Here is a 24,244-nt window from a genome sequence, read left to right as displayed (position 1 = left end):
CTCGATGCGTAGCAAATACTTCATGACTCCTGCGGCTTTCAGCACGGATTGACCGGTGGCAGACCGGCGATGTAGCGGCGCACCTCCTCGGCGGCCTGTTCGGCGGCATAGGTGACGGTACGCACCGAGGCACCGGCGATGTGCGGCGTCAGGGTCACGTTCGGCAATTGCAGCAGCGGCCAGTCAGCCGGCACCGGCTCGACCGCGAAGGTCTCCAGCATGGCGCTGGCGATCTGACCGGACACCAATGCCTCGTACAGCGCGTCATAGTCGACCAGCGGCCCGCGCGCGGTGTTGATGAAGATCACTCCGGGCTTCATCCTGGCGATGGTGTCCCTGTTGATCAGGCCACGGGTTTCTTCGGTCACTCGCGGGTGGAGCGTAACCACGTCGGCGCGCGACAAGAGGTCGTCGAGCGCGACGAGCTCGACACCGGAGTTGTGGTCATCGGCGCTCAATTGCACGTAAGGGTCAGTAACCAGAACGCGGCAACCGAAGGCGCGCAACAGGCGGACGACCTTGGTGCCGATATTGCCGTAACCGATGACGCCGACGGTCATTTCGCTGAGCTCGCGGCCGGTGCGGTCGGCGCGGTAGAGATCGCCGCGCCATTCGCCCTTGCGCAAGGCTTCGTGCCCGACACGGATCAGCCTGGTCTCGGCAAGGATGGCCCCGATGGTGAACTCGGCCACCGCACTCGCATTGCGGCCCGGCACGTTGACCACGGTGATGCCGTGCGTTTTGGCCGCGCCCATGTCGATGTTGATCGGGCCGCCGCGCGACACTGCAACCAGCTTGAGGGCCGGCAAGCGCCGCATCATGGTTTCGGAGAGCGGCGATAGCTGAGTGACGAAGATTTCGGCGTCGCCGATGAAATCCACCACCTCGTTCGGGTCGCCAAAGTACTCCTTGACCTTGTCGAGGCCGAGGGCGGCGTTGCCGAACTGCATAGGCTCGTCAGGCCAGGCGGTCTCATGGGTGCGGATGTCGAGATTGTCGCCGCAGGCTTCCTCGATTTTTGCGCGGAACACTTCGGGAAGCATGAAACGGTCGCCAATGATCGCTATCTTACGCATACTCGACTTCTCAGTTCGTCAGGTCGGTTTTGGTCACGTCGGTTTTTGTTCTGGGCGCGGCCATCGAACGCCAGACCGGCCGCAGCGCCTCATGCGCCAATGTGTAGGATGGAACAAGCCGCTCGTAGATGGCGGCAAGTTTTTGGTCGCTCGGCTCGGCCGCGCCAAGCAGCGGCGTGACCCACTCGCCGACGCATTCATCCATCGATGCGTATTGGCCAACGCACACCGCCGCGATCATCGCGGCGCCCGCCGCGCCCGCCTCCTCGCGCTCGCTGGTGCGGATGTCGGCGCCGACCGCGGCGCCCAGGATCTTGCGCAGCGCCGGGCTTCTGGCCGCGCCGCCGGTCAAGCGGATCTCCTTGGGCAGCGGACCCATGGCGGCGTAGCAATCGCGGGCCGCGAAGGCCAGCCCCTCGAAAACGGCGCGGACCAGGTCGGCATAACCATGCCGGGACGAAATGCCGACGAAGCCGGCCCGGGCATTGGCATCGACGAACGGCCCGCGCTCGCCGGCTTCCGATACATAGGGCTGATAGAGCAGCGAGGCCGGCTCGGATACAGATATCCATTCGTCGACCAGCGCGATCATCTCGCCATTGCTGCGCGTGATGCCTTGTGAGGCGAGAATGCCGGAGGCAATGCCAAGCACCCAGTCGATGTTGAGCGTCGCCGCCATGTTCGACTGCATCTGCGCAAAGACGCCCGGCGCCGGCATGGTCATGGTGTAACCCGTCGCCGCCTCGTTCAGCAGCACTTCGTCCGGCGTCTCGGCCAGCCGCATGTGCATACCGGTAGAGCCGATAATGGAACAGCCGGGCTTGTGCTTTCGATCGAACAGGCCGGCACCGAGCGCCGTGCAGACCACGTCGACATAGGCGAGCACGACAGGCGTGCCGGTGATGAGCCCGGTGGCATCGGCCGTCGCTTGCGACAGGCCGGCACTATGCCTGGTGCCATCGACGATCGGCGGTAGCAGATGCCGGAGATCGGTGACGCCGAGCACGTCGAGCACCTCGTCGCTGTAACCGCGCGTGCGGAAGTCGCCGAAGGTAAAGGTCCCTTCTGACGGGTCGGTGGCGCGCTCGCCGGTCAGCCTGAAATAGAGCCAGTCCTTGCAGTGAAACGCCGTCGCCGCCTTGGCAAGGATTTCTGGCATGTTGCGCTTCATGAAGGCGAACTGCGATCCCTGCTGGCAAGCAGCGAGACCGCTGCCGGTCTTTTCGAAGCGCAATCGATCCTCAGGCCGGGCGCGGATTTCCTCGACGACCCTTGCGGCGCGCGCGTCGAGCCACAGCCAGCCCTTGGCGACCGGCTCGCCCTCCCTGTCGATCAGCCAGGTGCCATCGCCCTGCCCGGTTACGGCGATCGCAATGGTCCGGCTGGCGAGGTTGGGCACCTTGTCGGCGAGCTGGTGCAAGGTAGCAGCGGTATCGAGCCAGGTGCGCGCCAGATCCTGCTCGGCGCCGCCGCCCGGCAACGTCTCATATTTGTTCGGCAGCGCGGCGGCCGCGATCTGCCGGCCCGCCGTGTCGAAAGCGACGGACTTGATGACAGACGTGCCGGCGTCGATGCCGATCAGCACATCCCGCATCAGGCCAGCTCCATGCCATGCGAAATGGCGTTGCCGCTGGCCTGGTCGAAGACGTGCAGGTTCTTCGGATCGATGCTGACCTTGATCGGCGCGCCAAGCTCCAGGCGGGTTCGGTCATGTTCGACCAGCACCAGCGATCCGCCGGCGAAATCGGCGGCGATATGTGTCTGATCGCCGAGCCACTGGTTGGCCGAAACCGTGGCCGGCACACCGTCTTTCGAGCGGCGCACCGCATAGGGCCTGACACCGATCACCACTCGTTCGCGGTTGAGCAGCTCATCACGCACAGGGGCGCTGAAAGCCTCCTTGTCATAGTCGAGCGAGAGCCCGTCGGGGAGCCGCAGATTGATCTTGCCGGCAGTGGTGCCGACATAGGCTTCGAAGACATTCATCGGCGGCTCGCCGACAAAAGTGCCGGTGAACAGGTTCGCCGGCCGCTGCTTGATCCTGTCAGGCGTATCGAACTGCTGCAGCACGCCGCCTTCCATCACCGCGATGCGGTCGGCCAGCGCATTGGCCTCGGTCTGGTCGTGGGTGACCAGGATCGCGGTCAGCCCGCGTTCCTTGATGAAGTGCTTGATGCGGCCGCGCAGCACCGCGCGAAGCTGCGGCTCGAGCTGGCCCATCGGCTCGTCGAGCAGATGCAGATCGGCCTCGCGGATCAGCGCCCGGCCAAGGCTGGCGCGCTGTTGCTGGCCGCCCGAGATAGAGCTTGGATAACGCTCAAGGATGTCCTCGATCTCGAGCAGTTTGGCGATGCTGGCAACCTTGGCGTCGACCTCGCTTTTCGGCAGCCTGGCCGCCTTCAGCGCGAAGGCCATGTTCTCGCGCACCGTCAGCGGCGGATAAAGCGAATAGCCCTCGAAGGCCATCGCCACATTGCGCTTGACCGGCGGCAGCTTGTGCACCTGTCTGCCGGCAACCGAGATGCTGCCGCGCGAAACCTCCTCGAAGCCGGCAATCATGCGCAATGTCGAGGTCTTGCCGCAGCCCGACGAGCCAAGCAGTGCGACGATCTCGCCCTTGCCGATTTCCATCGTCAGGTTCTGGACGGCGTGCACGCCCCTGTCGATCGGGCCATAGAATTTGTCGACGCCGGAAATGATGAGTGCGCTGGCGCTCATGCCGCTTCTCCATTGCGCAGACTGACGACGTTCTTCGAACCTATCCGCTCGCCGCTTGCATGATCAAACAAAAGCGCGCTTTTGCTGTCGACGGCGATATGGGCCTTGCCCTCGGTCTCGCCCGGCGTTCCGGCCGGACGCGACACCAGGATCTCGCGCCCGCGCACGGTGCGCACCAGCGTGACGATCTTTTCGTTGAGCGGCGTCTCGGCCTCGACCGTCACGGGAATGGCGCCGGGTTCATTTTCGCCCACGAAATGCAATGCCTCCGGCCTGAGCCCGATAATGCAGTCACGGCCGATCGCGGTCTCAGGGGCTCCTGCCAAATGGACCTGTACATTCGATAGGCCGACATAGATTCCCCTGGCATCACGCGCGGGCTTGACGTCGAGCAGGTTGATGGTCGGGTCGCCGAACAGCCGCGCTATCTCTATGTTAGCCGGCTCGCGATAGATCTGCTCGGGCGTGCCGAGCTGCTTGACGACGCCTTGCGACATCACCGCGATGCGGTCGCCGAGGGCCATCGCCTCCTTGTAGTCCTGGGTGACGTAGACGACCGTGGCGCCACGGTCGGCCAGAAGCCTTGGCAGTTCGAGCCGCATCTCGAAGCGCAGTTTGGCATCGACGTTGCGCAAGGGATCGTCGAGCAACAGGAGCGGCGGCGCGCCGACCAGGGCGCGGGCGAGCGCGGTGCGCTGCTTCTGGCCGTTGGACAGCGCGCGCGGCTTGTGGCTGAGCACATGGCCGATCTTGAGCAGCTTGGCGACGCTCTCGACGCCCGCCTTGATCGTGCCTTGCGACGAGTGTCTGGCCTGCAGAGGCGTCGCAATGTTGTCGAAGGCGGTCATATGAGGGAACAGCGCGAAGTTCTGGAAGGCCATGCCGACGCCGCGGAACTCGGCGTCGACGTCGGTCATGTCCTCGCCGCCGATCAGGATCTTGCCTTCGTCGGGGTCGATGACGCCGGCCACCAGTCGCAGCAGCACGGTCTTGCCGGCTCCCGAGGGGCCGAACAGGACCAGTGTCTCGCCATCGGCGACGGTCAGCGACAGATTGTCGAGGACGGTCTGGCTCTTGTAGCGCTTGACGATGTTTTTCAGTTCAAGGCTTGCCATCGGACTATCCTTTCACCGCGCCGAGCGACAGGCCTTCGACGAGATAGCGCTGCGCGTAAAGCGCGAGCGCCAGCGTCGGCGTGATCGACAGCACGATCGCAGCCGAGATCTGTCCGTACTGGATGCCTGAAGAGGTGATGAAGGCGAGCGCGCCGACCGTCACCGGCTGCTTGTCGGCGGAGGCGAGCACCAGCGCAAAGACGAAATTGTTCCAGGCGAAGATGAAGGCGAGCAGGCCGGCAGCGGCGATACCGGGGCCAGCGAGCGGCAAAGCGATCTTGCGGAAGGTGGCGAACCAGGAATGGCCGGCGATGCGATAGGCGTATTCGATGTCGGCCGGAATGTCTTCGAAATAACCACGCACGATCCACAGGATCAGCGGCAGGCAGATCAGCTGGTAGACCCAGATCAGCCCGATATAGGTGTTGGCCAGCCCGAGCTTCTGGAAGTAGAGGGTTAGCGGCAACAGCACCAAGAGCGCCGGCGCGAAGCGGAATGACAACAGCGTGAAAGCGATGTCCTCCGAGCCGCGGAATTTGTGCCGCGCAAAGGCATAGGCCGCCGGAACGCCCAGCAGCAGGGCGACGGCGACCGAGGTGACCGACAGGAACACAGAATTCCACAGGTTGCGCATGAAGGCGATGTCGAGCGTGCCGGCCGCCGTCGTCAGCTTGCCGGTGATCAATGCCGTGTAGTTGGCGAGCGTCGGTTCGAAGACAAGCTGCGGCGGAATGCGCAGTATGGTCTCGTTGGTCTGGAACGACATCATGAAGATCCAGACGATCGGGAACATGAAGAAAATGACGACCAGCGTGAGTGCTATGCCGCGCAAGATGCGTTCGAGAAGCGAGGTGTGTTGCATCCCGGCCTCCTATGCCAGGCCACGGGCGCGCTCGCGCAGGCGCAGCCAGTTCTTGATGAAGATGTTGGACAGGAAATAGGTGATCGCCCACAGGATGATCATCAGCGCCGCCGAGCGGCCGACATTGGTCGACTGGAAGAAGTTGAGATAGGCCTCGACTTGGAAGACGGTCAGCGTGTCGCCAGGCCCGCCTTGAGTCATGGCGTAGATGATGTCGAACTGCTGGATGGAATCGAGCAGACGAAACAGCGTCGCCGTCAGGATATAGGGCGTCAGCATCGGCAGAGTGATGCGAAAGAACACGAAGCTCCTGGGCACGCCATCAAGTGCCGCCGCCTCGAAGGGCTGCGTCGGCAGGCTGCGCAACCCGGCAAGCAGCAGGATCATGATGAACGGCGTGTAGACCCAGATATCGACCAGCACGACGGTGAAAAGTGCGGTCGACGGCGACGAGGCCCAGCGGAAATCCTGCAGGCCGATGAGGCTGGCCAGATAGCTCAGCACGCCGAAGCCGGGATTGGTCATCAGCTTCCACATCAGGGCGGCAAGTGCGGGCGCCGTCATCAATGGCATCAACAGCATGATCGAGATGAAGTTGTTCAGCGTCGAGCGCTTCTGCAGCAGCATGGCGATGGCAAGGCCGAGCAGCAGTTCGAGCAGGACGGTGATGCCCGCATAGAGCAGCGAGACCTGGAGCGTGTTCCAGAACTTCGGATCGGTGAAGAAGGAGATGTAGTTGTCGCCCCAGTTGAACTGCCGCGCCCAGGGCTGGCTCAGCCGGTAGCGCTGGAACGAATAGACCACCGAGGTGAAGAACGGGATCAGGATGCCGATGCAGACGAGCAAGGCCGGCAGGCTGAGCACATAGGGCAGCACCCGCTTGCTGATCCTGAAGCCGGACGGTCTGTTTCTTTGCATTGTCGCCGCAGTCATCGTGGCTCACCCGTCATCCCTGTGCTTCGCCCTGCCGGCCGCCCAAGGGAGCAAGGCGGCCGGTCGGGCGAATGGCGGCGCCGCTCGGCACCGCGTCGCAACCATTCAACATCGTGAGGCTGGCCAGCAGGCAGGCCAGCCTCGCAGTGGCTTGTTGTTAATGCATGTCGTTGTCGCAAAAGCGCTGCGCACTTTTGCGCGACATGCATTAGCCGAGGCCGGCTTCCTTGAGCTGGCCGTTGATGCTCTCGGCCAGCTTGTCCAGGCCTTCGTCGACCGGCACTTCCTTGGCCACCATTTTCTGCAACGTCGCCGCCCATTCGGTGGTGAGGTCGAAGAACAGCGGCTGCGGCGTGAACTTGATGCTGGCGCCGGGCGCCGAGACGTCGAACATCTCGACATAGCCCGGGTAGCTCTTGTTCAGCTTCTCGCGGAACACCTCGTCCTTCCAGACCGACTGACGGACCGGATTGACGAAATCCATCTTGGTGGCGCCGAACAAGGCATGCTCTGGTCCGGATGCCCATTGCATGAAGTACCAGGTAGCGTCCTTGTCCTTGGAGAAGTTGGACATCGACAGCGACCAGATCCAGATGTTGGGCGTCGGCGCCTTGGCCGCGGGATTGGCCTTGAAGGCGGCGAAGGCCAGCTTGCCGGCCATCTTGTTGTCGCCGCCATTCATGAAGTAGCCGAGGATGTCGGCGTCGAAGATCATCGCCGAGGCGCCGGCGCCGAGATCGGTGCCGACCTGATACCAGGTGTAGGTCGACCAGTCCTTCGGGCCGCTTTCCTGGATCATCTGCACCCATTGCTTGTGGAAGGCCTTGGATTCGGTGGTGTTCATGGCAGCCGACAATTTGCCGTCGGCCGACAGGTTCAAATCCTTCTGGTCGAAATTGGCGTAGGCCGACAGGAAGCCCGGGTGGATCGTCGCCCAGGAGCGCGAGCCGCGCACGCCGATGCCGTAGACACCGCCACCGACGTCCTTGGTGAGCTTGGCCGCCGCGGCGACCATCTCGTCCATATTGCCGGGAACGGCGACGCCGGCCTTGTCGAACATGCCCTTGTTGTAGGTGATGTTGTTCTGTTCGAAGCCCCACGGAATGCACCACTGCTTGGCGTCCTCGGAACCGAGCGCGCCGCCAGGCTGGCCGTTCCAGGCGCAGGACTTCCTGACGCCGGGCAGGAAGTCGTCCCAGGCATAGTTCGGGTTGGTCTTGGCCGGGTCCTTGATCCACTCGTTGAGGTCGGTGATCCACCCGGCCGGGCCGTATGTCCAGGTCATGTAGGCGCCGGTCATGAACGCATCATATTCGGGCGAACTGGCCGATAGCGCGGCGGTGACCTTGTCGAAGTAGACGTCCTCCGGAAACACGTCATAGACGACTTCCATACCGGTCAACTTCTTGAAGTTTTCGAGGTTGGCGATCATCGCATCCGCATAAGGATGCTTGTTGAGCAAGAGCTTGATGGTCTTGCCCTTGTGCGCCTGCCAGTCGAAATCCGCGGCAAGCGCGCGGGTCTGCCCCAGATTGAGCAGCGTGCCGGCCGTGCCGGCGGCAAGGCCCATTGCGCCAAGGCCCTTGATCAGCCCACGACGATCGACTTGTCCGCGCAGGAACGCGTCGATCAGGTCTTTTTCTTTCTCATGCATTTTTCTTCTCCTCCACAGGGTAGTTTCAACTTGGATGTTGCCGGCTACCCGACCGGCGTTTCTCCCACGAGCGCTCGCGCCGTCCGCTCATCGGTGACCAGGCCCTTGAGATAGCGGCCCTCCAACACCGATTTGATGGCACGAACCTTCACCTTGCCGCCGGCAACGGCGACAATCCTGCGATTGCTGATATCTTCGCGCGCCAGCGCCAGCGCCCGGCTGGAAACCGTCGTTGCCACCGGCCTGCCGCCCTCGTCGAAGAAATGACCGAGCAGTTCGCCGACGGCTCCGTTGCGACGGGTCTCTTCCATCTCGCCCTTCTCGATCATGCCGGTGGCGACCAGCGAGGCCTCGCGCTCGGCGGTGCCGATGCCGGCAATGAGCAGGTCAGCCGATCTGGCGAGATCGAAGACCTCGCTGATGCCCTTCTGCCCGAGCAGCACGGCGCGATCCTCGACCGTGTTGGCGAACATCGGCACCGGCATGACATAGGCTTCCGCGCCGGTGCGTTCGGCCAAACGATGAATGACGTCGTGAGGGTTGGCCGAGAACTTGCGCGTCAAGCCGCCGAGCAGCGAAACGAAGCGGATCCCGTCGGCCGCTATGCGCGGCAGATATTCCACGCAGGCGGCCAGCGTGCGGCCATGGCCGACGCCGATCAACGTGTTCCCGCCGCGCTCGATCTCACGCTTGAGAAACTGCGCGCCGGCGATGCCGAGCGCCTTGAGCGGCAATTCTTCCGCATCGAAATCCGGGACGACTTCGCAATAGTCGAGGCCGTATCGTCCGGACAATTCGTCTTCGAGCGCGACGCATTCCGACACTTCGCCGTCGATATAGACTTTGACCAGGCCTTCCTGATTGGCCTTGGTGATGAGGCGATGCGCCTTGAGGCTGGTCAGACCGAGCCGCTTGGCGACCTCCGACTGGGTCAGCCCGCCGGCGTAATGAAGCCAGGCGGCCCGTGTCGCCATGCTGGTTTCATCGTCGCGCAGGAGACCGTTGCCAAAACCAACCATTTCCGCCCTATGATATTTTTATCAGTTAATGCAAAATTTTTCATAAGGTTTCGCTGAAGTCAAGCGCCGTGTGTGTGGCAAGCGGCTGGTTCCCTTCGCATACGTCGGGTTGAATTTGCCAAGCCACCCGAACGACGTCAGCCTGGCGGCCTTCCTTGCCGCAGGGAAGCCTAGCTGGTTGCCCGCTCGAGGATCGGCATCATCAGCGCAAAGAGCTCCGCCTGCGAGGACAGGCTGCACTTGTTGTAGAGCTGCTTGCGGAAGACCTTCACCGTCTGCGGGCTCACACCGAGATGCAGACCGATCGACGGCGAGGAGTGCCCCTGGAGAATGAGCAGTGCGACTTCCGCCTGGCGTTTGCTCAGCAACACGCCGTGGTGCCGGCGCATCGCGGCGATGAGACCGTCGGTGATCGACATGGAGCGCGCCTCGATCGCAGGCGGGGCCTCGGAAGCGACCCAATGGGCTCTCAGCAGCGACATGATCACTGGTTCATGCGATCGCAGACATTCCTCGACCTTCTGGGAAAAGACCTGGCCGGAAGAGCCGTCCTTACCCATCGAGATCGTGATCGTGGCGCTCTCGCCGATCGGCAGAACCACGGAAATCTCATCGGTTATGCCGATCCGTCCGTAATACCATTTGAAGTATCGGCTGCGGCGGAACTGATCGGGCGCGACATCAAGCAGGCGATAGAGCCCGGGCTCTCCGCGCCTCAGATGAAAATGGTAGATCGGGTCAAGCAGATAGGCTGCCGGCAAATATTGCTCGGCGAGGTAACGAAACACGTCCGGCCCGTAGATCTTCTTGTACAGCACGGCCGGCACGGCGGCGCCTGAGAAGACGATCACGATCACATTGTCGTAGTTGAGGCAACGGTGGAGGTACTCGGTGACGGCGGGATAGAAATCACGCTTGCCGATCGTGCCGATCACATGCGCCAGGCTTCCGAGAACGGTATTTGTCACCAATCATACCCCAATGGGGGTATATACCCCCGAGAAACGATACCAGTAGAGTAAATCAAAAAGAACAGGGGTATGATCAATTTGTCGAACTTGCCACGAAGAAGGTTGTGCCGACCGGCATCAATGCGGAGAAACCCGCAAGGATGAGGCGTCCGGTCGACCATGCCGCGATGACCGTCGTGGGATATACGGTGCCCTGGAGCGCGCCTGCGGGAATGCCGGTCAGCCTTCATCTTTCGTCGGCGGCACTTGTACGCAACGTGCGTATGGTTCGGCTGGATACGCCGGCGCCCCAATTCCTGGACTGGCGCCTGGAAGCGACCGCGGAAGCGCCCTGTCCGCGTGATTTCGAGCAGGGATCGTTCCTCAGGATCGCGGCTTCGGAGCTTGCCAAGGCCGCCCCGGTCAAGGGCATCGCCTTCGAAGTCTGCCTGACACGCAACGACGGCTTCAGGGTGCTCGTGGAAACCAGCGCCTTCCGGCTTGGCCTGCGGGACGGCAGCCTGACCTTCGAGCACGGCGGGCAACAGATTCCGATCGCCGAGACTTTGCCGGCAAACATCTGGTTGCAAATTGAGATCCTTTCGAATGGCGACGGGACCATTCTTCGCATCGAGGCGGATGATCTACTCGCGCCCTTGCGCATGGATCGTCAATTCGATCTGCCCTGGGAACATCTGACGGGCGACGTGCTCTTCGGAATGAGCGCGTCGAACGATATCAGGGCCTTGAACGCCAAGTTCTCGTCTATCGCCCTACAGACTGGAAACGGGCGGGTTGCCTGGACGTTTCCCACGCGCCTGCCGTCAGGTGCGCTCGCTTCCTCGGACGCGGACCTGCTCATGGAAGCGGTCAATCAGCCTGCTTTCTGCATGACTTCACGCCGCTGGGATGGATCAAGTTTCGATCCCAGGTTGGTGCCGTCGCATTACGATGCCGTCCATTGCCATGACGACGACATGGGACCGCTGCAATGGCCCGCCTCCTATAGCGTGCAGATACCCCCGGAGACGGAAGCCGGCGTCTATGCGTTCGAGGTCGAGTACGAGGGCGGAGCGGAGCGGATCGTCTTTTTCGTCGCTTCCTCCAAGCAGTGCTCGCCGCTGCTGTTCCTGGTGCCGACCGCCACCTATCTCGCCTATGCCGACGAGTTCCTGCCGGCGCATCTCTATGAATGGATGTGCGAGGATCGCGGTCACCGCTTCGTGATCGACAACAATCTGAAGTCGCTCTACGACTATCATAGCGATGTGAGCGGCGTATCGATTGCTTCCTACAAGAAGCCGAAGGCGACACTGCGAGACGACTACAATTATCCGCTCTGCGGCTGCCCGCACAATCTGCCGGTCGACCTGCATCTCCTCCGCTTCTGCCACAATAACGGTATCGCCTTCGACCTCGTCACCGATCACGATCTGCACGAACGCGGCCTCGCCGGCCTTGAGGGGTATGCTGCCGTCGTCACCGGCAGTCATCCGGAATACATGTCAGCCGAGATGGAGCATGCGCTGCGCCAGTTCGCAGCGCAGGGCGGCGGCATCGCCTATCTCGGCGGCAATGGTTTTGCCGGCAAGGTTGCGTTCCAGGACGATCTGATGGAACTGCGGCGCTCGCCGCTCGAAGCGGGCCGCACCTGGGACGGGCGCATCGCCGAACAGTCGCTGTCGATCACCAACGAGCCGGGCGGCCATCTTCGTGCCAGCGGGCTCGGCGAATTCTCGCTGACCGGCGTGGCCATCTCGCTGATGGGCTTCGACGGCGCGCGCCCCTTCACGCGCACGCCGCAGAGTTTTGAACCATCAGCGGCATGGTTGTTCGACGGCGTCACCAACGAAACCTTCGGCACCGAAGGCATCGTTCTGGGAGGCGCCGCGGGCTATGAGGTGGATGCCACCGACCCGCATCTGGGCACATCCCCGGATACGATCATCATCGCGCGCGCCACGGGCTTTCCCGACAGCTTCGTCCACGACGCGACGCGCTGGTATGAGGGCGGAGTGGCCGAGCGTGAGGGGCGTCGTTGCGCGGAGATGACATTGCGCTACCTGCCCTCTGGAGGGCTGATCTTTTCAGCGAGTTCGGTCGCCTGGTGCGGCGCGCTGCCAAGCGGCGGCGCCATGAACGACGTCGGAAGGATCACGTTGAATTTGCTGACGCATCTGGCGGCGGCAAAGAGCCAGCCGAACCCGGCTGGGCAACAACAACAAGACGGGAGCCACCCCGCGGCTACACCGGGTTCGACGGCGTAATTACAGTTCAGCAACGCACTATGGGAACAAGGATCAGTATCATGGGAATCATCAGAAACAGTTTCGTCGGCGCCGCAGCGCTGTTGGCCATTGCAACCGCGGCGCAGCCCGCCATGGCGCAGGACCTGCCGGTCGAGCCCGGCGTGTTCAAGCTCGCAATCTCGCCTTGGCTTGGCTACGGCATGTGGTACGTCGCGCAGGAAAAGGGCTTCTTCAAAGCCAACGGCCTGGAAGGCGTCGAACTGACCAACTTCGTCGAAGACAAGGACATGGGCGCGGCGATTGCCGCCGGACAGGTCAATGGCGGCAATGAATCGATCCAGCAACTGCTCGCCAAGGTGCAGGCCGGCCTTCCGGTCAAGGGCGTGCTGCTGCTCGATGCCAGCACCAAGGCCGATGCCATACTGGTCAACAGCGAGATCAAGACGGTGGCCGACCTGAAGGGCAAGCAGGTTGCCTTCGAACGGGGCTCAACCAGCGATCTTTTGTTGAACTACATCTTGCAGAAAAACGGCATGACCATCGATGACGTGAATGTGCTGCCGATGCCGGCCGCAAGTGCTGGAACGGCCATCATTTCCGGCACCGTGCCGGCGGCCGTAACCTATGAGCCGTACATTTCCGCAGCCGTCGCGGCCGACAAGACCATCAAGGTGCTGGCCGAAGCCGGCGAAGCGCCGGGCCTGATCAGCGACGTGCTCTCCATCCCCGACGAAACGCTCAAGACCAAGCCCGGCCAGGTGCAGGCCATGCTGAAAAGCTGGGACCAGGCTCTCGAATATTACCGAGCCCACACCGAGGAAGGCCGCGCTATCATCGCCAAGGGCGTCGGCGCCGAACCGGCGGATCTCGCGACTGCCTTCGACGGCGTGTCGTATTATTCGGTCGCCGAGAGCCAGGCGGCGCTGAACGGCGTGTTCAAGTCGGACACCTATCCCGGCATCGTCAAGGCAGCGCTGGCGGCCAAGCTGATCGAAAAGGACATACCCTACGAAGCCGCCATCGACGCGAGCGTGGCGAAGTAGCGGTTGCTCGATACGAGGCGGGCCTCCTCGGAGAAACGAGGCAGCCCGCCTTTTTAACAGCAACAGCAAGGATTCGGGACATGTCCGGCACCGAAGTTCACGTGGCGTTGACCTTCGATTTCGACGCTTATTCGACATGGATCGGCAGCCATCGGGCGACGTCGCCGAGCATGCTTTCGCGCGGCGAATTCGACCCGATCGGCGCCCGACGCATCCTCAAGCTTTTGGATCAGACCGGGATCGCGGCAACCTTCTTTGTGCCCGGCCACTCCGCTCTCGCCTTCCCGCCCGTCGTGCGCGCCTTTCACGATGGCGGCCACGAGATTGGCCATCACGGCTGGGTTCACGAAAACCCAGTGCTTTTATCGCGCGAAGAGGAGCGCACGGTGCTGCTGAGGGGCCTTGAGGCGCTGGACAAGGTCGCCGGCATACGGCCGTGCGGATACCGTTCGCCGGCCTGGGACAACAGCCCGTCCACCGTCGAACTCCTGCTCGAACTCGGCTTCGAATATGAAAGCTCGATGATGGGCAACGATCACGAACCCTATTGGTGCCGGGTCGGCGATGAATGGTCGACCACGGAGGAATTCCGCTTCGGCATCCCTGTCGATCTGGTCGAACTGCCGGTTGCCTGGCACCTCGACGACTTTCCCCAATTCGAGTTTCTGGCAACGGACAAGGGCTATCTGCCCGGCGGCCGCGCACCATCGACGGCGCTCGAAATCTGGAAGGCGGAATTCGACTTCCTCTACCAGCGGATCGGCAGCGGCGTCATGGTGGTGACGATGCATCCACAGATCATCGGGCGCGGTCACCGGCTGCTGATGCTGGAAGACTTCATCGGCCATGTCGCGTCGCATGAGCGCGCCGGTTTCACGACTTGCCGCGACTATGTGCGGCAATGGCGCAAGGGACGCTCGCCGTCGCTGCCGGCGGATGCAGGCCTCAACAGGTTGCAAGCCAAATGAAGACAGCAATCGTCACCGGTGCCGCCGGCGGGATCGGCGCGGCCATTGCCACGCAGTTTGCATCGACCGGGGCCACTGTGGTCGCTCTCGACCGGTCGTTCACCGGCATGAGCGAACAGGCCAGTGAAGCCGGCCATATCCTGTCGGCATCCTTCGATGTCTCCAACGAGGGGGATTGGGACAGGATCTCCCGCATGGTTTCCGAGAGATTCGGCCACATCGACGCGCTCGTGAACAATGCCGCGATTTTCAATCCGGTGCCGTTTCTGGACGAGAGCGTTGCCGGCTTCCAGGCTGTCACCGAGGTCAACCAGCTCGGCACTTTTCTCGGCATGCGCGCCGCCGTTCCGCTGATGCCGGCCAATGGCGGCGCCATCGTCAATGTCTGCTCGACCGGCGGGTTGCGCGGCTTCAGCGGTGCCTTCGCCTATTCGACGTCGAAATGGGCCATTCGCGGCATGACCAAGGTCGCGGCGCGCGAACTTGCCGGCCGCAAAATCCGGGTCAACGCCGTCCATCCCGGGCTGGTCGACACGCCGATGCTTGGCGAAAACACCGCGGAAAACCTGGCGGAGATGGCGGCCGCTGTGCCGCTGAACCGGCTCGCCAGACCGGAAGAGATCGCGCGGCTGGTGATGTTTCTGGCGTCCCCCGGCAGCGAATACATCACCGGATCGGAATTCACGATCGATGGCGGGCAGACGATATAGGCCCCGCCAGGGAGGTTAGCGATGGAACGGCGATTTCAGGGAAAGACCGCGGTCGTGACGGGCGCGGGCAACGGCATCGGCCTAGCCACCGCCACACGCTTGCAGGCGGAGGGCGCCGAGGTGCTTTTCGTCGACTGGAACGCGGATTACCTGGCTGATATCGCGGCGCCGAAATTGACGATCGATCTCGCCGCCGACGATGCGCCGGCCAGGGTTGCCGCGGCCGCCACAGCGCATTTCGGCACAGTCGACATATTGGTGAACAATGCCGGCGTCGCCGGCCCGAAGGCGCTCGCCGACAGCGATGACGATTTGATCGATCATGTCCTGGGCATCAACATCCGCGCTGTCATGCGCCTGACCCGGGACATGCTCCCACATATCTCGCGACCCGACGGCTCGATCGTGAATGTCTGTTCGGTGTTCGGCGAAGTCGGCTTTCCCAACACGGCCGCCTATGCGGCGTCCAAGGGGGCGCTCTCGCAGCTCACACGGCAACTGGCCGCCGACCTGTCGGCCGACGGTATTCGGGTCAATGGCGTGGCGCCCGGCGTCATCAACACGCCGATCGTCGCCGAACGGATCGCCGCGGATGCCTGGTACCGGCGCGCCATGATCGAAACCACGCCGATCCGACGCGTCGGCACGGCCGAGGACGTCGCCGGCGGCATCCTGTTCCTGTGCAGCGACGACGCCCGGTTCATCACCGGCCACATCCTCAACATCGACGGCGGCTGGCTTGCCGCACGCGTTTCGCCGTGAAGGCGATCGACTAGAAGACGAAGGATACAAAATGCCACCTGTCACGATCCACGAACTCGCCAGCATGTCGGCAGACGCACGAGCGCAATTGCTCGAGCGGACGGAGACGGATCTGACAGGCTTCAAGGAAAAGGTCGAACCCATCATCGCTGCCGTGCGGGAGCAAGGCGACAGCGCCCTGATCGACTTTGCGGCGCGATTTGACGGCGTGACCCTGACCGCCTTGAAGGTGCCCGCAAGCCAGATTGCCAATGCCGAGCAGGAACTCGATGCCGAGATCGTCGAAGCCATACGGCTTTCGGTGGCGCAGGTGACGCGCTTTCACCAGGCGCAGATGCCCGACCAGCTCTGGCTCAGCGAAGAGACGCAAGGGGCGCTGATCGGCGACCGCTGGACATCCATCGATTCCGTCGCCTGCTACGTGCCGCGCGGCAAGGGGTTTTTCCCGTCAAGCGCGATCATGACCGCGGTGCCGGCCAAGGTCGCCGGCGTGGCGCGCACGATCATCGTGACGCCGCCCGGGACCGACGGCACCGCCGACACCGCAACCCGGTTCATCGCTTCGCTGATCGGCATAGACGAGATCTATCTGTGCGGCGGCGCGCAAGCGGTGGCGGCTGTCGCCTACGGCACCGAGACCGTGCCGAAATGCGTGAAGATCGTCGGCCCGGGCAGCCCATGGGTGAGTGCGGCGCGCCAGCTTCTGTCCAACCGGATCGATCCGGGAAGCCCGGCGGGACCGAGCGAATTGCTGGTCTATGCCGACGGCTCGGTTCCCGCCGAACTTGCCGCACTCGAACTGGTGGTCGAATCGGAACATGGCGCCGACTCGTCGGCCTTCGTCGTGACGGCCGACCGCGCGCTGGCAAATGCCATTGCTGCCGCCGTGCCCGACATGTGGTCGACACTGGGAGACTACCGCGCGGGATTTTCGCGCGCCGTCCTGACCGGTCAGAAAGGCGGCATCGTGCTTGCTCCCTCGGTCAAGGCGGCCTTCGACTTCATCAACGACTATGCCGCCGAACATCTGGCGGTGCTGTCGACATCGGCTTTCGAATTGCTGCCGAGGATCCGCAACGCCGGCGAGATCCTGCTCGGTCCGCATTCGGCCATTCCGATCGCCAACTTCGTGCTGGGGCCGAGCCACGTCCTGCCGACCGGCGGTCGCGCCACCACCGCATCGCCGCTTTCGGTCTTCGACTTCATGAAACGTTCGTCGATAGCCTATCTTTCGCGCGCGGCCTATGAACGACTGGCGCCCGCCGCTCACGCCTTCGCCCGCTATGAAGGGTTTGTGGCGCACGCAAATTCGGTATCGGAGATGCGGGAGCGTATCCTGTCGAACAGCCCCACCAGCCCGTGAGCGAGATGACCATGACCACTCAAACGGCAGTCCCGAAACAGGCGCAACAGCGCAGGAGCAGCCGAGGATCGGTTCTCAGCATGGCCGCGGAGCTGTCCGGGCCGACCTATCTGTTGATCGCCGTATGCGCGTTCCTGCTCTTCCTCGCGGCCTGGTTTCTGGCGACAGGCCTTGGCCTGGCCAAACCCATCTTCCTGCCCTCGCCTTTTGCCGTCGTCGCCCGCCTTATGAAACTGGCGGCGGATGGGACGCTGGCCAGCGATATCGGCAACAGCGTCTACCGCATCATGGTCGGCTTCCTGATCGCTTCGGTGATGGCGCTGGCGACGGCAATCCTGATCGGCGCCTACCGCTTCTGGGAAGCGGCGATCGAGCCGTTCCTCGATTTCGTCCGTTACATGCCGGTCGTGGCTTTCGTCCCGTTGACGATCCTGTGGAGCGGTACCGGCGACGTGCAGAAATTCCTCATCATCTGGATCGGCACCTATTTCCAGCAGGCGCTGATGTTCAAGGACAACATCAAGCGCGTGCCCGCCGATTTCGTCGGCTTCGGTAGGACATTGGGGATGAGCGACTTTCGCGTGCTGATGCGCATCGTCGTGCCGTCGGCGATGCCGCAGATCTGGGACACGCTGCGCATCTCGCTTGGCTGGGCCTGGACCTGGGTGACGCTGGCCGAACTGGTGGCGGCCAATTCGGGGCTTGGCTACCGGATCACCGTCGCCCAGCGCTACCTGCAGACCGACATGGCCATCGGCTACATACTGGTGCTTGGCATATTGGGCCTGACGACCGACCAGATCATGCGTTTCCTCGGCCGGCAGTTCTTCAAATACGAGAGAAAATCCTGAGATGCAGACGCAGCCCAAGCTCAAGATCTCGAACCTGCACAAATCATTTTCGAATGGACGTTCGACGATCAAGGTGCTCGACGACATCAATATCGAGGTCGGCGACAATGAGTTCGTTTCGCTGGTCGGCGCATCCGGTTGTGGCAAGAGCACGCTGTTGTCGATCATCGCCGGGCTTCAGGATTTCGAGGAGGGCGAGGTGCTGGTCGATGGCGCGTCGATCACCGGACCCGGCCGAGACCGCGGCGTCGTCTTCCAGACCTATACTTTGCTGCCCTGGCTGACGGCGCTGCAGAATGTCGAGTTCGCGCTGCGCGAGACCGGGCACGATCCGAAGGAAATCACCGACGTCGCCCGCCGGCACCTCGACCTGGTGAAACTCTCGCGCTTCGCCAACAGCTTTCCGAGCCAGCTTTCCGGCGGCATGAAACAGCGCGTGGCGATTGCGCGCGCTCTGTCATACCGCCCGAAGATACTGTTGATGGACGAGCCTTTCGGGGCGCTCGATGCGCTGACGCGCGGTCAGATGCAGGAACTGCTCATGCAGATCTGGCAGGAGCACCGGCTGACGGTGATCTTCGTCACCCACGACGTGGAAGAAGCCGTCTATCTGTCCGACCGGGTCTTTGTCATGGGCCTCAATCCCGGACGCATCAAGGAATGTATTGCCGTGCCTTTCGCCAGGCCGAGACAGACCGGAATACAGCATGACCGCGGCGTGCTGGAGCTGCAGGCAAGGGTGCTCAAATCCATCCGCGAGGAAACCAGCCGCGCCGAATTCGAGTGAGCGATACAGTTCGTCGCACCGTATGCGATCGTCCTGACCGCGCAATGGCGATCGGGTTCTCAAACGTTTGACAAATAGCAGGCCGCGCCTATGGTCGATCCGTTACAGGAGCGACGCATGGCGAAGACAACCGGCTGTATTCTTGGCGGGTTTTCCCCACATTTGCCGGACGGTAGAAATCAGCCGCGACCGCTTTCGCAGCCCTTCCCTCTCCCGGCCGCGTGCCCGGGCTATTCGTGTCCTTGAGCCGCATGTCCCAGAGAATTGCCGAGCTTCTGTCGCGGCTGGAAAAGCGGCTGGACAGGTCCGCTGTCGTCTCGGCCGACGAGGCCGGGCCACGCTATCAGGAGGACCCCGACGGCAAGGCCGGCGCACGGCCGGAGTTCGTCCTGCGTCCGCGCACGACCGGCGAGGTGTCGGATATTTTGCGTCTGTGCAACGAGGCCGGGCAGCGGCTTGTCGTCCAGGGCGGCCGGACCGGGCTTGCCGGTGCGGCGCGCATCCAGCCCGGCGAAGCGGTGCTGTCGCTGGAGCGCATGACGGCGGTCGCGGCGCCCGACCGTGAGGCGGCAACGATCATTGCCGAGGCCGGCGCGCCGCTGCAGCTGGTGCAGGAGGCGGCGGACGCTGCCGGCTTGCTGTTCGGCGTCGACATCGGCGCGCGCGGCACATCCACCGTCGGCGGCAATATCGCCACCAATGCCGGCGGCATCCGCGTGCTGCGCTACGGCATGTACCGCGCGCAGGTGCTCGGGCTGGAAGCCGTACTTGTCGACGGCAGTATCCTCACGTCGCTCAAGGGCTTGCCGAAAGACAATTCCGGTTATGACCTCAACCAGCTCTTCATCGGCAGCGAAGGCACGCTCGGCGTCGTCACGCGCGCCTGCCTGCGGCTGCATCCGAAACCGGCCACCGAGGTCAACGCCTTCTGCGCGCTTGCCTCGCTCGATGCGGCCATCGCGCTGCTTGCGCTGCTCAGGCAGAAGCTCGGGCCGTTGCTGTCGGCCTATGAAGTGAATTTCGCGCCGCTCTACGGCGCCATGGTCGCCGGTATGGACGCGCCGGCGCCGCTGCCGGTCGGCTCGCCCGTCTATGTGCTCGCCGAGATACAGGGCAGCGAGCCCGACCGCGACGGCGAGCGTTTTGGCGCTGTGCTGATGCAGGCGGTCGAGGACGGTGTGATCGACGACGTGGTCGTCTCGCAGTCGCCGCGCGAATTCCGCGCGCTGTGGGCGGTGCGAGAAGACGCCAATCGTTTCCTGTTTTCGATTAAAGGCCTGATCGGCGTTGATATCAGCATCCCGCTGGCGCGGATGGGGACTTTCCTTCGCGAAGCGGAAGCCGCGATCCAGGCCATCGACCGCAACGCCGACATCTATGTCTTCGGCCATCTCGGCGACGGCAATCTGCACTATCAGGTCCGCACCGTAGATCCGGCGGCAGCGCACGCTATCGTCTATCGAGGCGTCGCTGCCGCCGGCGGCGGCGTCTCGGCCGAACATGGCATAGGCCTCGACAAGAAGCAGTGGCTGCGCCTGGCGCGCAGCGATGCCGAGATCACCGCCATGCGGCGCTTGAAAGCAGCCTTCGACCCGAACAATATCCTCAATGCCGGTCGCGTCTTCGACCTCGCCCCGGTGGATGTTGCGCGTGAAGGAGTGTCCCAATGACGGCTGCCGCTCTCCCGAAAAGCGGACGAGCGAATGCGGTTCCGGCCAGCCTTGACGACCGCTATGTTCTGGAACGCGGCCGCATCCTGGTCTCAGGCACGCAGGCGCTGGTGCGGCTGCCGCTGGTCCAGCGCCAGCGCGACCTTGCCGCAGGCCTCAATACCGCAGGCTATGTCTCGGGCTATCGCGGCTCGCCGCTGGCCGGCTTCGACCGCGAGATGCAGCGCGCCGGCAAATATCTGAGAGCCAACCATGTCGTCTTCCATCCCGGCCTCAACGAGGACATGGCCGCAACCGCGGTCTGGGGCACGCAGCAGACCGGCATGTTTCCCGGCTCGCGTTATGATGGCGTGTTTTCCATGTGGTACGGCAAGGGTCCGGGCGTCGACCGCACCATGGACGTCATCCGCCACGCCAATGCCGTCGGCACCAATCGCCATGGCGGCGTGCTGCTTTTGGTCGGCGACGACCACGGCGCCGTCTCCTCGACGCTGCCGCACCAGAGCGAGCACAATCTGATCTCGGCCATGGTGCCGCTGCTGTCGCCGGGCGGCGTCGGCGAATATATCGACTATGGCCTGCTCGGCTGGGCGATGAGCCGTTATTCCGGCGCCTGGATCGGCTTCAAGTGCCAGACCGAGATCGTCGAATGCACGGCCACCGTCGATGTCGACCCAATGCTGCTCGGCATCGTCATGCCGGAGCTGGCGCTGCCCGCCGACGGTCTGTCCCTGCGCTGGCCGGACGGTCCGCATGCGATGGAGCGCCGCATCGAACACAAGATGGCGGCGGTGCATGCCTTTGCCCACGCCAATGGCATCGACCGCATCCTGCATGGCGGCGGTAAGGCGCGGCTCGGCATCGTCTCGACCGGCAAGTCATGGCTCGACCTGTTTGGCGCGTTGGCGGCGCTGGGCATCGACGAGAAGCGCGCGGCCGAACTCGGCATCCGGCTTTACAAGGTCGGCATGGTCTGGCCGCTCGAGCCGCGAGGGCTCAGGGCTTTCAGCGAGGGACTGGAAGAAATCCTCGTCGTCGAGGAGAAGCGGCCGGTGCTCGAGGACCAGATCAAGGCGCTGCTGTTCAACGCGCCGGGTCGCCCGCGCGTCTTCGGCAAGACGGACGAGCGCGGCGCACCGCTGCTGCCTTCCATCGGCGAGATCAGCGTTGTTTCGGTCGCCCGCGCCATCGTCTCGCGGCTCGGTGAGCCGGACGCAGAGCTTGGCCGGCGCATCAAGACGATCGAGACCGTCGCGGCGTCGGCACCCGGCGAGGTGATCGCACTGAAGCGCGAGCCTTATTTCTGCTCCGGCTGCCCGCACTCGGTCTCCACCGTGGTGCCAGACGGCAGTCGCGCCTCGACCGGCATCGGCTGCCACATGATGGTCATCGGCATGGAGCGCGAGACCTCCACCTTCACCCAGATGGGCGGCGAAGGCGGCTCGTGGATCGGCCTGTCGCCTTTCACCGACGAGAAGCACATTTTCGTCAATATGGGCGACGGCACCTATTTCCATTCCGGACTGCTCGCCATCCGCGCCGCCATCGCCGCCAAGGTCAGCGCCACCTACAAGATCCTCTACAATGACGCCGTCGCCATGACCGGCGGCCAGCGGCATGACGGCGAGGTTTCGGTTCCCTCCATCGTCGAGCAGACGCTGGCGGAGGGCGCGAAACGCGTCGTCGTCGTTTCCGAAAAGCCCGAGGCCTGGGCGGGGCTCTTGCCGCGATCCGTGACCATCCACCACCGCGACGAGCTCGACGCCGTGCAGCGCGAGCTCAGGGAGATCGCGGGCGTGACGGTGCTGGTTTTCGACCAGGTCTGCGCCGCCGAAAAACGCCGCCGCCGCAAGCGCGGCGCCTATCCGGTCTCACCAAAACGCGCCTTCATTAACGAGCTGGTCTGCGAAGGCTGCGGCGATTGCTCGGCCGTCTCCAACTGCATTTCGATCGAGCCTGTGGAAACCGAGTTCGGCCGCAAGCGCAGGATCAACCAGTCGAGCTGTAACACCGACCTGTCCTGCATCAAGGGCTTTTGCCCGAGCTTCGTGACGGTGGAAGGCGGCACGATCCGCAAGCCGAAGGTGCGTGCGGTAGCGGCTGGCTCCGACGACCTGCCGATGCCGGCACTGCCGGCGCTCGATCGCCCCTACAACATGCTGCTGGCCGGCATTGGCGGCACCGGCGTCATCACGGTCAGCGCCATCCTGTCCCAGGCAGCGCATCTCGACGGGCTCGGCCTGCTAACCCTCGACCAGACCGGGCTGGCGCAGAAGAACGGCGCGGTGGTCTCGCATATCCGGCTGGCGCGCGATCCCGAGTTGCTCAACACAGTCAGGATCGGCCCCGGCGAGGCCGATCTTGTGCTTGGCTTCGACATCGTCGTGTCGGCGGCCGCAGCTTCGCTTGCGACCTTCGCGCAAGGCCGCACAAGAGCCGTGCTCGACGATCATTTCGCGCCGACCGCGTCCTTCGTGCAGAACACCGCGATCGACTTCGGCCAGGAGGCGACGCTGAAGCAATTGCGGCGGGCGGCCGGCGAGGAGGCGATCACGCTGATCCCGGCGACGCGGCTCGGCCTCGCGCTGTTGGGCGATGCGATTGCCGCCAACATGTTCCTGCTCGGCAATGCCTGGCAGCGCGGCCTGGTGCCGATCAGCCTCGCATCGATCGACAGGGCGATCGAGATGAACGGCGCCGGCGTAGCCATGAACCGCGCCGCCTTCGGCTGGGGCCGCCGCGCCGCGATCGACCTTGCGGCGGTGCTGGACGCTGCGCAAACAGGCAGCGTAGAAGCGCCGAAACCGGAGACGCTCGATGCCATGATCGCGCGCCGGATGGCATTCCTGACCGGCTACCAGGACGCCGCGTATGCGAACCGCTACCGCAAGCTGGTCGACACAGCCCGCGCGGCCGAAGCCAGGGTCTCGGCCGGCTCCGAGGACTTCGCCAAAGCCGTGGCAATGGGGGCGTTCAAGCTGATGGCCTACAAGGACGAATATGAGGTGGCGCGGCTGCATCGCGACCAATCATTTGGGAAAAAGCTGGCCGAACAGTTCGAGGGCGATTTCAAGATCAAGCATCATCTTGCGCCGCCGATGATTTCACGCATCGACCCGCGCACCGGCCATCCCGGCAAGATCGCCTTCGGCGCCTGGATCAATCCCGTCTTCGCGATGCTGGCGCGATTGAAGGGCCTGCGCGGAACACGTTTCGATCCATTCGGGCGCACCGAAGAGCGGCGGATGGAACGGCGGATGATCGCTGATTATGAAAACCTGATATCGGATCTTTCGGCGCGGCTGACGCAGGGCAATCATGCCGTGGCGACCGAGCTTGCCCGATTGCCGGAAGAGGTGCGCGGCTTCGGCCACGTCAAGGTGGCGGCGGTCGAACGCTTCGAGAAGAAGAAGGCGGCGCTTCTGGAAAGGCTGGGCAAGGAAAGCCGTCTGGAAACAGCGGCTTAGCGTTTCCACTTCAGAAGCAGATTCAAGGCGCAGCCGTGCCCTTTGGG

At 63.5% G+C, this 24,244-nt stretch carries 19 protein-coding genes; 10 read left to right on the top strand and 9 right to left on the bottom strand.

Annotated features, from left to right (window positions below):
* Positions 1-38: 38 nt before the first annotated feature.
* The 9 genes from OHD62_RS08820 to OHD62_RS08780 form a co-directional block, all read right to left on the bottom strand.
* Entirely contained in the window at positions 39-1,076 is a 1,038-nt protein-coding gene (locus OHD62_RS08820) for a 2-hydroxyacid dehydrogenase (RefSeq protein ID WP_263782118.1), read from the bottom strand.
* Positions 1,077-1,086: 10 nt separating this feature from the next.
* Entirely contained in the window at positions 1,087-2,670 is a 1,584-nt protein-coding gene (locus OHD62_RS08815) for an FGGY-family carbohydrate kinase (RefSeq protein WP_263782117.1), read from the bottom strand.
* A complete protein-coding gene (locus OHD62_RS08810; protein WP_263782116.1) occupies positions 2,670-3,794 on the bottom strand; it encodes an ABC transporter ATP-binding protein in 1,125 nt (374 codons plus the stop codon). The genes OHD62_RS08815 and OHD62_RS08810 overlap by 1 nt, the downstream gene beginning before the upstream one ends.
* Positions 3,791-4,909, bottom strand: coding sequence for an ABC transporter ATP-binding protein (locus OHD62_RS08805; RefSeq protein WP_263782115.1), 1,119 nt, complete (start codon positions 4,907-4,909; stop codon positions 3,791-3,793). Before OHD62_RS08805 ends, OHD62_RS08810 begins: the two co-directional genes overlap by 4 nt.
* Positions 4,910-4,913: 4 nt before the next feature.
* The gene (locus OHD62_RS08800; RefSeq protein WP_263782114.1) at positions 4,914-5,771 is read right to left on the bottom strand and encodes a carbohydrate ABC transporter permease; all 858 of its coding nucleotides are present in this window, start codon (positions 5,769-5,771) and stop codon (positions 4,914-4,916) included.
* Between the two features lie 9 nt (positions 5,772-5,780).
* Entirely contained in the window at positions 5,781-6,704 is a 924-nt protein-coding gene (locus OHD62_RS08795; RefSeq protein ID WP_263782113.1) for a carbohydrate ABC transporter permease, read from the bottom strand.
* Between the two features lie 208 nt (positions 6,705-6,912).
* Positions 6,913-8,358: an ABC transporter substrate-binding protein gene (locus OHD62_RS08790; protein ID WP_263782112.1), complete on the bottom strand. Its 1,446-nt coding sequence runs from the start codon at positions 8,356-8,358 to the stop codon at positions 6,913-6,915.
* Between the two features lie 44 nt (positions 8,359-8,402).
* Positions 8,403-9,377 (bottom strand): sugar-binding transcriptional regulator, encoded by a 975-nt coding sequence (locus OHD62_RS08785; protein ID WP_263782111.1) that lies wholly within the window; start codon positions 9,375-9,377, stop codon positions 8,403-8,405.
* 170 nt (positions 9,378-9,547) lie between these two features.
* Positions 9,548-10,345, bottom strand: coding sequence for a helix-turn-helix transcriptional regulator (locus OHD62_RS08780; RefSeq protein WP_263782110.1), 798 nt, complete (start codon positions 10,343-10,345; stop codon positions 9,548-9,550).
* Positions 10,346-10,488: 143 nt separating this feature from the next.
* Between OHD62_RS08780 and OHD62_RS08775 the strand changes: the two genes are divergently transcribed.
* The 10 genes from OHD62_RS08775 to OHD62_RS08730 all read left to right on the top strand — a co-directional run bounded on the left by OHD62_RS08775 (position 10,489) and on the right by OHD62_RS08730 (position 24,197).
* Positions 10,489-12,594, top strand: coding sequence for a N,N-dimethylformamidase beta subunit family domain-containing protein (locus tag OHD62_RS08775; RefSeq protein WP_263782109.1), 2,106 nt, complete (start codon positions 10,489-10,491; stop codon positions 12,592-12,594).
* Between the two features lie 41 nt (positions 12,595-12,635).
* Positions 12,636-13,619, top strand: coding sequence for an ABC transporter substrate-binding protein (locus OHD62_RS08770; RefSeq protein WP_263782107.1), 984 nt, complete (start codon positions 12,636-12,638; stop codon positions 13,617-13,619).
* An 80-nt stretch (positions 13,620-13,699) separates the two neighbouring features.
* On the top strand, positions 13,700-14,587 hold the full coding sequence (locus tag OHD62_RS08765; RefSeq protein ID WP_263782106.1) for a polysaccharide deacetylase family protein: 888 nt from the start codon (positions 13,700-13,702) through the stop codon (positions 14,585-14,587).
* Positions 14,584-15,297, top strand: coding sequence for an SDR family NAD(P)-dependent oxidoreductase (locus tag OHD62_RS08760; protein ID WP_263782105.1), 714 nt, complete (start codon positions 14,584-14,586; stop codon positions 15,295-15,297). Before OHD62_RS08765 ends, OHD62_RS08760 begins: the two co-directional genes overlap by 4 nt.
* 21 nt (positions 15,298-15,318) lie before the next feature.
* The gene (locus OHD62_RS08755) at positions 15,319-16,059 is read left to right on the top strand and encodes an SDR family NAD(P)-dependent oxidoreductase (RefSeq protein ID WP_263782104.1); all 741 of its coding nucleotides are present in this window, start codon (positions 15,319-15,321) and stop codon (positions 16,057-16,059) included.
* A 31-nt stretch (positions 16,060-16,090) separates the two neighbouring features.
* The gene (gene hisD, locus OHD62_RS08750) at positions 16,091-17,422 is read left to right on the top strand and encodes a histidinol dehydrogenase (protein ID WP_263782103.1); all 1,332 of its coding nucleotides are present in this window, start codon (positions 16,091-16,093) and stop codon (positions 17,420-17,422) included.
* 80 nt (positions 17,423-17,502) lie between these two features.
* Positions 17,503-18,273 carry an ABC transporter permease gene (locus tag OHD62_RS08745; protein ID WP_263782102.1) on the top strand — a complete coding sequence of 257 codons (771 nt, stop codon included), beginning with the start codon at positions 17,503-17,505 and terminating at the stop codon, positions 18,271-18,273.
* Between the two features lies 1 nt (position 18,274).
* Entirely contained in the window at positions 18,275-19,060 is a 786-nt protein-coding gene (locus OHD62_RS08740; RefSeq protein WP_263782101.1) for an ABC transporter ATP-binding protein, read from the top strand.
* A 251-nt stretch (positions 19,061-19,311) separates the two neighbouring features.
* Positions 19,312-20,730 (top strand): FAD-binding oxidoreductase, encoded by a 1,419-nt coding sequence (locus OHD62_RS08735; RefSeq protein ID WP_263782100.1) that lies wholly within the window; start codon positions 19,312-19,314, stop codon positions 20,728-20,730.
* On the top strand, positions 20,727-24,197 hold the full coding sequence (locus OHD62_RS08730; protein ID WP_263782099.1) for an indolepyruvate ferredoxin oxidoreductase family protein: 3,471 nt from the start codon (positions 20,727-20,729) through the stop codon (positions 24,195-24,197). Before OHD62_RS08735 ends, OHD62_RS08730 begins: the two co-directional genes overlap by 4 nt.
* Positions 24,198-24,244 lie beyond the last annotated feature (47 nt).

Origin of the sequence: Mesorhizobium sp. YC-39, assembly GCF_025753795.1 — a bacterium.
GTDB lineage: Bacteria > Pseudomonadota > Alphaproteobacteria > Rhizobiales > Rhizobiaceae > Mesorhizobium.
This window is presented reverse-complemented; position numbering and strand designations above follow the sequence as displayed.